Raw genomic sequence first — 1,709 nt, 5'->3', positions numbered from 1 at the left:
TGTGTTTAGGCGTGCAATTTTGACCCCCTAAGCCGAGGGATCGGCGTCCAAAATTGACCCCCTTGAGAAGTGTTTGCAGGTCTGCCCGCTTTGGCATCGAGCGGGCGGTGGGGGATGCTTGTTGTGGAGACGATTGGCCGGATTCGGCGGGAGCATTTCCAGAAGGGCAAGTCGATCAAGGAGATTGCCCGCGATTTGAAGATATCACGCCACACGGTTCGCAAGGTTCTGCGGTCGGGCGAGACGTCGTTTTCCTACGAGCGGGAGGTCCAGCCGCGTCCCAAGCTCGGCGCCTGGAAGGCTGAGATCGACCGAGTGCTTGCGGCGAACGCAACAAAGGCAGCGCGCGAGCGGCTGACGCTGATCCGTGTGTTCGAAGAGTTGCGGACGCTTGGCTATGACGGCGGCTATGACGCGGTGCGGCGTTACGCGCGGAGTTGGGCGCGAGACCATACAAGCGAGACGGCGAGCGCCTTTGTGCCGCTCAGTTTTGCGCCGGGCGAGGCTTACCAGTTCGACTGGAGCCACGAGATCGTGCTGATGAACGGCGTGACGATGACCGTGAAGGTCGCGCATCTACGTCTCTGTCACAGCCGGATGTTTATCGCCCGAGCCTATCCGCGCGAGACGCAGGAGATGGTTTTCGACGCGCATGAGCGTGCCTTCGCCTTCTTCAAGGGCGCGTGCGCGCGTGGCGTCTACGACAATATGAAGACGGCGGTGGAGACGATCTTCATCGGCAAGGATCGACAATATAATCGCCGCTTCCTGCAAATGTGCTCGCATCATCTGGTTGAGCCTGTGGCCTGCACGCCAGCGTCTGGCTCCCGGAGAAGGGTCAGGTCGAGAATCAGGTTGGTCTTGTTCGCAAGCGCTTCTTCACGCCGCGCCTGCGGTTCAAGACCTTCGACGAGTTGAACGCCTGGTTGATGGACAAATGCATCGCCTACGCGAAGGCGCATGCCCATCCGGAGCGCGCCGACCGCACCGTCTGGGAGGTCTTCGAGGAAGAGCGGCCAAATCTCATTCCCTATCGCGGCCGCTTCGATGGATTCCACGCCCTGCCGGCCTCGGTGTCGAAGACCTGCCTGGTTCGGTTCGACAACAACAAATACTCGGTGAACGCCGGCGCCGTCGGCCGACCTGTCGAGATTCACGCCTATGCCGATCGCATCATTATCCGGCAGGATGGGCGCGTCGTCGCCGAACATGCGCGCTGCTTCGGACGCGGCGAGACAATCTACGACCCATGGAGCTATGTGCCGGTTCTGGCCAGAAAGCCGGGCGCGCTGAGGAATGGCGCGCCATTCAAGGACTGGGTGTTGCCCGGGGCGTTCGAGCGCGTGCGCCGCAAGCTCGCCGGCTCCGACGACGGCGACCGTCAGATGGTCGCCATTCTCGCCGCCGTGCTCACCGACGGATTGCCCGCCGTCGACGCCGCCTGCGCCGAAGCGCTCGAAAACGGCGTCCATTCCGCCGACGTGATCCTCAACACCGTCGCCAAATTGCCGCTCGCCAAGGACGTCGACGACTTCGCCTTCAAGGATACGCCGATCAACGAGGCGCTCGTCCGCGAACTCGCCGGCGGCGCCTTCATCGCTCAGCAACGCAATGTCGTTCTCGTCGGCGGAACTGGAACGGGCAAAACGCATCTCGCGATCGCTATCGCCCGCAATTGCATTCGCGCCGGCGTGCGCGGACGCTTCTTC

General features: G+C 62.4%; 2 pseudogenes. Both read left to right on the top strand.

Annotated features, from left to right (window positions below):
• Positions 1-114: 114 nt before the first annotated feature.
• Positions 115-1,505, top strand: a pseudogene (gene istA, locus HUN39_RS18905) (IS21 family transposase); the annotation flags it as partial.
• Positions 1,494-1,709: pseudogene (locus HUN39_RS18900) on the top strand (ATP-binding protein); the annotation flags it as partial. The pseudogenes istA and HUN39_RS18900, both read left to right, overlap by 12 nt.

Origin of the sequence: Methylocystis silviterrae, from assembly GCF_013350005.1 — a bacterium.
GTDB classification, from domain to species: domain Bacteria; phylum Pseudomonadota; class Alphaproteobacteria; order Rhizobiales; family Beijerinckiaceae; genus Methylocystis; species Methylocystis silviterrae.
Note: the sequence above shows the minus strand (reverse complement) of the source record. Positions and strands in the feature narration are given on the sequence as shown.